This window comes from Pseudanabaena sp. 'Roaring Creek' (assembly GCF_001402795.1).
Lineage (GTDB): Bacteria > Cyanobacteriota > Cyanobacteriia > Pseudanabaenales > Pseudanabaenaceae > Pseudanabaena.
The window spans coordinates 1-8,687 of record NZ_LIRE01000107.1 but is presented as its reverse complement, the minus strand read 5'-3'; the positions used below and the strand labels follow the sequence as shown (position 1 = coordinate 8,687).

4 protein-coding genes are annotated in these 8,687 nt (G+C 46.3%); 1 reads left to right on the top strand and 3 read right to left on the bottom strand.

All coding sequences use genetic code 11. The features are described 5' to 3' along the window. Positions 1 to 201 precede the first annotated feature (201 nt). Positions 202 to 5,316: a translocation/assembly module TamB domain-containing protein gene (locus tag AC805_RS03485; protein WP_055074122.1), complete on the top strand. Its 5,115-nt coding sequence runs from the start codon at positions 202 to 204 to the stop codon at positions 5,314 to 5,316. 148 nt (positions 5,317 to 5,464) lie between these two features. Here AC805_RS03485 and AC805_RS03480 read toward each other — a convergent pair whose 3' ends face one another. From AC805_RS03480 to AC805_RS03470, 3 genes are read right to left on the bottom strand one after another with little or no spacing between them, the layout of a single operon-like run. Continuing rightward, positions 5,465 to 5,728: a hypothetical protein gene (locus tag AC805_RS03480; protein ID WP_072143505.1), complete on the bottom strand. Its 264-nt coding sequence runs from the start codon at positions 5,726 to 5,728 to the stop codon at positions 5,465 to 5,467. 26 nt (positions 5,729 to 5,754) lie between these two features. Further along, positions 5,755 to 7,989, bottom strand: a complete 2,235-nt coding sequence (locus tag AC805_RS03475) for a heavy metal translocating P-type ATPase (RefSeq protein WP_055074120.1) — start codon at positions 7,987 to 7,989, stop codon at positions 5,755 to 5,757. A gap of 44 nt (positions 7,990 to 8,033) precedes the next feature. Beyond that, positions 8,034 to 8,447: a heavy metal-responsive transcriptional regulator gene (locus AC805_RS03470; protein ID WP_082429388.1), complete on the bottom strand. Its 414-nt coding sequence runs from the start codon at positions 8,445 to 8,447 to the stop codon at positions 8,034 to 8,036. Positions 8,448 to 8,687 lie beyond the last annotated feature (240 nt).

Here is an 8,687-nt window from a genome sequence, read left to right as displayed (position 1 = left end):
TTATACCAATTCCCAAAAGTGTGGCTACACTTTTGGGAATTGAAAACCAAACCCAGTAAGGGTTTTAAAAATCACAAAATGGCTACGCCATTTTGTGATTTGGTATTACTTAGCAAGGCTTTTAAAATTGGCAGGTCGCTTCAAGGCGAACATAACATATGTAAAATGGTGTCGTGTGGGCATCAAACGGAGTGAAAAATTGTGGGACAGGCTCAACTACCGCCGCAGAGACCATCAAACTCTACCTTCGCCAAAAATCTCGGGCGAGTGGGGGTTGGATTTGCGATCGCCTTTACAGCAACGAGCTTAGGAGCTTTTTGGTATGGACGCTACTTTCTCAACGAGCAATTATCGCCCCTCCTTCAAACCGAGTTAAGCAAAGCCCTCAAACGTCCTTTACAACTGGGAAAAGTTGAAAGAGTAGGATTTTCGAGCATTAGATTGGGTAAGTCCCTCGTACCACCGACAGATAAGGAGTCAAACTTTTTAGCCGTTGAGGCGATCGAGGTCAAGGTCGATTTGTGGAGTTACGTGACTCGTCGCCAGATTGGGCTAGATGCAATCATCGAGCAACCGCAAGTATTTCTTAAGCAGGACGTTACAGGTCTACTGCAATTACCCAAAATCACCCCACCAGAAAAACAAACTCAAGAAGGATTTATTGACCTTAAGACCATTACCTTTAGCGACGCACAGTTAACCATTCAGACGATCGCCAAAGGAGAATTGGTTTCTCTCAGTCAGGTGCAGATCGATAGTAATTGGAAAATTGTCGATCTCAACAACCAAAGCTTACAAATGAGTGGCAAAGGTCGCCTAACCCTGCCCAATATCGCGGCGATCAATGCTCCACCAGATCCCGAACTGCTTAAAAAAGCGATCGAGACTGCTAATGCCGATAAGGAGGGGAATAAGGGAAACATCACCTTTGCCGTTGATTGGGATTTGACTAGGGGGCAGGGGACAGTCGATCTGAAATCCATTGACCTGCAAATTGCGGCTGTCCAGGGGTTTGCCGTAAATTTACCCATAGAAATCCAAAAAGGTAAACTCGATACCGATCTCAAGGTGACGATCGCGGCTGGCAAAGAAACTCCCACAATATCAATCGCAGCTCAACTTACTGATGGGGCGATCAAATCCCCCCAACTGACCAAATCCATTACGGATATTTCGGGTCAATTTAGTTTTGATGGTAAAGACGCAACCTTAAAGGAACTATCGGCGAGCTATGGCTTATTCAAGGCAACGGTGGATGGTAGTTTTAGTCAGCAAAAAGGGTTTAACCTCAATTTTGCTAGTACAACCCTCGATCTGGGTAAAGGGATTGAAAGCTTTGGGGTGAAAACGCCCGTTGCGATCGCGGGTGAAGTGAAGCTCGATGGTAAATTCACGGGAACCTTGCAAAAGCCTTCTCTCAATCTCAATATCACTACGCCGAAAACCGTTAGTTTCGATCGGATCGTCGTCGATCGATTTTTAGCCTCCATCGAATTAAAAGACCTCAACACCTTACAAATCAAAAAAGTACAGGCAGCATCCACAGGGGCGACACTTACAGGGGAAGGGCAAATTCGTTTGCCACAAAAAAATCAGCCTGCGGAGATTTTATTCACTACTAACCTCGTAGGAGTTGCCGAAGATTTCACTAAGCTTTATGGGGTAAAGCTGCCAATTGCGATCGGACAGGTTACTAGTTCTTTACAGATTACTGGAGCCTTGGCGAATCCTCAAGTTTTGGCACAGTTCGATGCACCTAGCGCCACCTATCCCGCGAAGGGAGAAGTTTTTATTGACGATGGCTTAGCCACCATTCGCAATACCAAGGTGCGGTTCCCCGTAGGCGAGATCGGGCTGGCGGGTAGTTATAATATTGTCAGTGGAGCTTGGAAATCGCAGCTAAATAGTAATGGCATTCCCTTAGCTGCCTTCCTTCTCAATCAAAAAGGCATCATCGAAGGATTAATCAATCTTCGTAGCGATCGCGGTGGGTTTTCCTTAGCCGATATTACTGCCGATGCGACGGTACGTTTGCCACAGGGATTAACGGAAGTTCCCGATGCGATTTCGGCGAATCTCACTTGGGATGGCAAAAATCTGCTGATTCCCTCTTTACAAGTCGGTAACTACTTAACTGCTAATGGGAAACTCGATCTCGCATTTCCCAATAATGCAACCAATCAGCTACCTACGGGTATTGCAGGGGTTAATCTTGATTTGATCTCGCGCAATGTCAATATCAACCGTTTGACGACGCTCTCAAGTTTGATTCCCGCTCAAGCATCGGGAATTCTTAACTTTCGGGGCAATATCTCAGGGGCGATTGATAAGCTCAAAATTGCGGGAGCCTTACAATTAGATAATGTCGATCTCGCTTCCCTTGGCTCTAGTTTTGCGAAGCAGGGAATAGTTGCCCCCTCTCGCGGTTCTCTTGATTTTGATGGTTCGATTAATGGCGAACTCACGGCTCCTAGGCTGGCTGGCAACGTCCAGATCGCTGGCTTAAAGGTCAATCAAATTGAGCTGGATAAGCTCACCTTTAATGGCACTTTAAATGGTATCGGTAGCGTGCTCCAAGCAACGGGGGATCTGTTACTTGCAGGTTTGAGGGTGGACAAATTAGCCTTCGATCCGAGGCTCGAAGGCAACCTCAATTTTGATGGCAATCGAGGTTTAAATGTCGATCTGCGGGGAAAGCGTGATCGCATTGCCGCGAGGTTGGATAGTGCCTTCCGTCCCATTGATTTTAATGTGAATTTGGGTGAAGCGACAGCCTCGGGACGCAGACTGGAGAATAATCCCCGCCGCTTGCAAGTAGCGATCGCGAATATTCCCTTGGCAATGGCAGCATCTCTAGCAGGACAAAACGACGTTAGCGGTAAACTTTCCAGTAATTTAATCGTTGATTACACAAATAATCCTACGGCGACGGGAGATATTACCGTGGAACGTCCGCGCTTTGGTCGCGTCGTAGCGGAAAGAGCGATCGCCAAAATCGCCTATGCCAACGGCATTTTAGACATTCGAGACGGAAACGTAAACATTCGTCAGGGAGAAGTTAATAACGAGTACAAGTTCAATCTGACCTATAACCCCAAGGCCGAAGATCCCATTTCTGGTGTGGCTGAGATTACTAAAGGTAGGGTACAGGATGTATTTGCCACGCTGCAATGGGCAAATATAGTCGATATCAGTCAAGGCATTACCTTTGCCAAAAATCGAGCTTCAGAGCTACAGCCCCTAGAAGCAATTAGATTGATGGGAGAGCCTCTTTACAAACAGTTGCAATACATTACCCAGATCGAACTGCGACAGGAGCAAATCGATACGGTGAATTCCGCCCGCAATTTCAACTTACCACCGCTTACGGATTTTCGAGGGGATATTAAGGGGAAAGTTACCTTTGGGTTCAATCAACGCAGGGGGATTCGCGTAGGATTTAATGTGGTTGGCAAAAAATTTGAATATGGGAAGTTTGCCGTTGATGACATTCAAATAGAAGGACGTTATGCCTATGGCGTATTCAACATTGCGAAGGCAAATTTCCAGTCAGACAAGAGTTATGGCAGAATTACCAAGGCAAGAATCAGGCTTACCCCTTCAACTAATCCATTGTTCCGATTTCGCGAGCAAAGTGGCGAGATCGAGTTAAAAGACTTCCCCATTGAATCTTTACGCCCTCTCCCATTCTTTAGCGCCATTCCCTTTGATTTGACAGGTAAGGTAAATGGCAATCTTTCTATTTCTGGAATTACCTTGCTGGATCTGGGCATTAAAGGTCAATTGAGCTTGACCAACGGTTCGGTCAATCGCCAGCCCATTGATTTTGTAGCTGTGAAGTTTAACTACGATAAGCTCAATATCAACTTCGATGCCAATATGAAGGTGGCGGGTAAGGACTCGGTGGTCGCGGTGGGTAATTTTGGGCTATTTGGCAATTTTGACGTTAAGCTCGATGTCAAAGATGAAGGTATTGCTTTTATTAATATCTTTAACCAGCCCGTGCGCTGGATTGACGGAAAAGGCAATATTAATCTCAGGGCAAGTGGAACCACTAGAGATCCTAAAATCGCGGGCAAAATGGTGGTTGACAATGCCAAAGTTAAAATTGCAGGCTTGCCTGGTGACTTTACCGAGGTACAAGGCAATATTGACTTCACTAGCGATCGCCTAGTTAGCAATATTATCAGTAACTTTAGTGAAGGGAAGCTTGCCCTAAAGGGAATTCTGCCGATCAGTAATCCCAACCTTCTCGCCGTTGACAGTCCAGAATATCAACAGGCTCTAGCGATTAATGCCGATAAGCTCAAGCTCAATATTCGCGACATTAGTTCTGATAACTTCAATACGCGCATCTTGGTGAGAGGCGCTTTGTTAGCACCAGTAATTACAGGTGAAGTCGCGCTAGGCGATGGCAGATTTGTCATCGGTAATAGTGTCGAGAATGGTAATACTAGTAGCAACGACACGGGAAATCTAGCGGATGTAGCCTTTTCGCGACTTGCCGTTAAGGTGCAAAATATGCAGGTAACGCGCTTCCCTCTATTTAACTTCCTAGGTGAGGGAACCTTAATTGTTAATGGAACCCTAGCTAGTCCCGAACCAGAAGGGAAAATAGTTATTTCTCGCGGACAGTTTAATGCGATTTCAACCCGATTCCGTCTCGATCGCGCCTACGAAAACTTTGCCGAATTTAAACCCGCCCAAGGGTTGAACCCGACTCTCAATGTTCGGGTTACGGGAGCCGTTGCGGAGATTACGCGCGTACCGATTAGTTCCAATCGACCCAACGATTTATTTAGTCCGAATGAAGTTCCTGTAAGCAACTTGGGAGCGCAACGTACCCTTCGCGTTCAAGCGAGTGTAACTGGCACTGCCCTTGCGCCCGATATTCGCCTTACGAGTAGCCCACCACGCAGCCAAGCGGAAATTATTGCCCTGATTGGTGGTGGCGTTTTGCAACAACAGGGAGGCTCCGATCCTGCCTCTTCCCTTGCTAGTTTTGCGGGTGGCACGGTTTTGAATTTCTTACAAGATGCGATCGGTGATGCGCTTAACTTAGCGGAGTTTAATCTCAGTCCAGTGACAACTAATACCTCCAGTACCAGCAAGACAGGTACTTTAGGGCTATCGGCTGAGGCAGCGATCGATATTAGTAATAGTTTCTCGATCGCCCTCCAAAGAATTATCAATGACCCAACCCAACCCACCAACTTTTCGATCCGCTATCGTGTTGATCCGAATGTGCTTTTACGAGGCAATTACGGCTCTGATGGAAAAACAGGCATATCGATCGAGTATGAAAATCGATTTTAGTCTCCAAACCCAGAAGATAGTCCCGTCCGCTTAGCGGACGGGACTATCTTCTAGGTTTGAGTTTTTAATTTAGCCGCCGTCAACTGTATCAGGAAATAAGCCCCAAAAGAGGTCTGCCACGCGGAGCGTGGCAGACCTCTTTTGGGGCTTATTTTTGCCTTGATTGAGAAGAAGGGACTTCCAGTTTTGGGACTGATTGCTTTTTGTAACCGAGAAACCACCATAGCTGAGCGCTAATGAGCGCAATTCCTCCAGCGCTGAGACCAATTTTAAGCAAGAGAGGCTGTTCAATTTTTGGGAATTTAGGCGATCGCGCGGAATTTTCTGTCATCATGTCTCCTAATGCTGGGAATGGGTTGGCTGTTAGGAGACAGAGGCTAATGAGTATCCCGATCGCTTTTATGTTGAGCATGATTTTTAATGTGGGTGTCGGTTTTTTTAAAATTTTGGTCGAAAGCGGTTTAAGCGCAAAGCGTTGGAGACTACAGAAACGGAACTAAATGCCATAGCTCCGCCTGCAATAATGGGACTCAGTAACCATCCAAACCAAGGGAAGAGAATCCCTGCGGCAATGGGGATACCTGCCACGTTATAAATAAAAGCAAAAAAGAGATTCTGCTGGATATTGCACATAGTGGCGCGGCTGAGTTGAATCGCAGTCACGATTCCCTGTAGATTGCCAGAAATTAGGGTGATATCGCTAGCGGCGATCGCCACATCAGTACCCGTACCAATGGCGATACCGACATCGGCTTGTGCTAAGGCAGGCGCGTCATTGATGCCATCGCCAACCATCGCCACAACTTTTCCAGTGGACTGCAATTCATGGATTTTTGCTGCTTTTTGGTCTGGACGCACTTGGGCAAATATCCGTTCGATTCCAACTTCGCGGGCGATCGCTTCTGCGGTGAGGAGATTATCTCCCGTGAGCATGACTACTTCAATGTTCATCCGCTGCAAGCTATGAATTGCCGCATGAGAAGAGGGCTTAACCCTATCAGCGATGCCAATTAATCCCTGCGCTACGCGATCGATCGCAATTAAAATCACCGTTTTACCGCCCATTTCCCAAGCATTTTGATATGGATGGAGCACCTCAGTATCAATGTGAAGTTCATCCATCCACAACCTCGTACCAACTTGAATGGTGACATTTCCAACTTTGCCTTGTACTCCACTACCAGCGATCACCTTAAAATCAACCACATCAGGTACATCTAGCCCCTGCTGTTTCGCGTGCGCGACCACTGCTTCCGCGAGAGGATGTTCGGAATTGCGCTCGACCGCTGCGACCAGTCTCAATAATTCACTATTATCTCCATTGATCGTCCAAACATCCGTCACCGTCGGTTTACCCTCGGTGATTGTGCCAGTCTTATCGATTAAAATTGTCTGGATTTTATGGGCGAGTTCTAAACTACCTGCATCTTTAATCAAGATGCCATGCTCGGCTCCTTTGCCAGTACCCACCATAATCGAAGTTGGGGCAGCCAGCCCCAAGGCACAAGGACAGGCAATAATGAGTACGCCAATCGCGGAAATAGTTGCCAATGTTAAATTTCCCATCACATCGAACCAAATCACGAAGGTAACGATCGCAATGGAAATCACCATAGGCACAAACCAACCCGTTACCAGATCGGCTAATCGTTGAATTGGCGCTTTAGAGCCTTGAGCTTGTTGAACGAGGCTGACAATCTGCGCTAGCACGGTATCTTTTCCCACATGACTGGCTCTCATCTGGAGGCTACCGTTTTTATTAATAGTTGCCCCGATCAAGCGATCGCCGATTTGCTTTTCGATGGGTATACTTTCACCCGTAATTATGGATTCATCTACCGTGGAACTTCCTGCGATCGCTTCCCCATCGACGGGAATTTTCTCGCCAGGACGGATGAGAATGATATCGCCGATCTGGACATTCTCAATCGGAATATCGGCTTCGGTTCCATCCTTAAGAACTCTAGCTGTTTTGGGCTGTAAGCCGATTAACTTCCGAATAGCCTCGGAGGTTTCACTTTTGGCATGATTTTCCAATAACTTGCCCAATAAAATGAGTGTAATTACCACCACCGAGACTTCGTAGTAAACCTCAGGTTGCAGCCCTTGGACAATGAAGAAGTTAGGGTTGAAAGTGACCGTGAGAGAGTAGGAAAAAGCTGCCAATGTTCCTAAAGCAATTAGGGTATCCATCGTAGCGGTGTGATTTTTAAAAGCCTTCCAAGCGCCGATGTAAAAAGAGCTACCACACCAAATCTGCACGGGTAAGGTGAGGCAAAGCTGGAACCAAGGTTGTGACATCCAAGCAGGAATAATCGGCAAGTTTAATCCTGTCATCATTGGAAGCGAGCCAATTACCAAAGTCGCACTAACTGCACCACCTAGGACAACTTTACGCATGAGGGCTTGTGATTCCCTTAGGCGAAATTTCTTATCGATCTCCACGGCATCAACCGAACGATCTGGCAAGATTGCTTCGTAACCGAGATTAGCGATCGCTTTTTGAATTGTATCGATGTTCGTCTTTTTGGGATTGTAGGCGATCGCTATTTGTGCGATCGCAAAATTAACGTTGCTGCTGATTACACCATCGATCGCACTGGTCGTGGATTCGATGCTAGTGGCGCAAGCGGCACAATGCATCCCTCGCAGTTGCATGATCGTCTTTTCCATTCTTTTCTTGATCCCTAAATTGTTAACTTGTGCTACAAAAAACGCTATAAAATCGGGCAAATCTCTCCAGCGATCGCTTGGGGTTGGGGTGTCCAGTCTTCTAGCAATTCACTAATTTCACTACGTAAAGTCATTAATTCTGTAATACGCCGATCTATCTCTAGGATCTGATGCTCTAGTTGCTGCTTAATCTCCGCACAAGGAGCCAAGCCACGATCATAAACCGCCAAGATCTCAGCAATTTCTTGCAGGCTCAATCCTAATTTTTGTAATCTCTTGATAAAAGCAATGCGTGCGATCGTCTCAGGGGCAAACAACCGAAACTTTCCCTCGGTACGTCCCGCTGACTTTACTAAGCCCAGTTCTTCGTAATAGCGAATTGTTTTGATTGGAACTTGACTCTTCGCCGCAATTTGACCGATTTGGAGTAATAGCTCCTGAGATGATGTAATCACCATAGTTAGGGCTTGACCTCCTAAAACCCACTAAAAATTCAAGTGAAAATTCAAGTGAAAACTCAATCAATCTCAATTAATCTACAGCCATCCTAAATGAGTTGAGATCGGCTTCAATTTTGCTACTTAGCGCTACTTAGCGCTAAGTAGCTGGGCATAATTAATACCAAAACTAAAAATGGCTACACCATCTTAAAACCTAGAAGAGCGTAACGCCCGCGTAGCGGGCGGTACGCTCTCTGG

Coding starts and splice junctions, on each gene's coding strand:
- AC805_RS03480 (WP_072143505.1), bottom strand. CDS start 5,728: ATGCTCAACATAAAAGCGATCGGGATACTCATTAGCCTCTGTCTCCTA.
- AC805_RS03475 (WP_055074120.1), bottom strand. CDS start 7,989: ATGGAAAAGACGATCATGCAACTGCGAGGGATGCATTGTGCCGCTTGC.
- AC805_RS03470 (WP_082429388.1), bottom strand. CDS start 8,447: ATGGTGATTACATCATCTCAGGAGCTATTACTCCAAATCGGTCAAATT.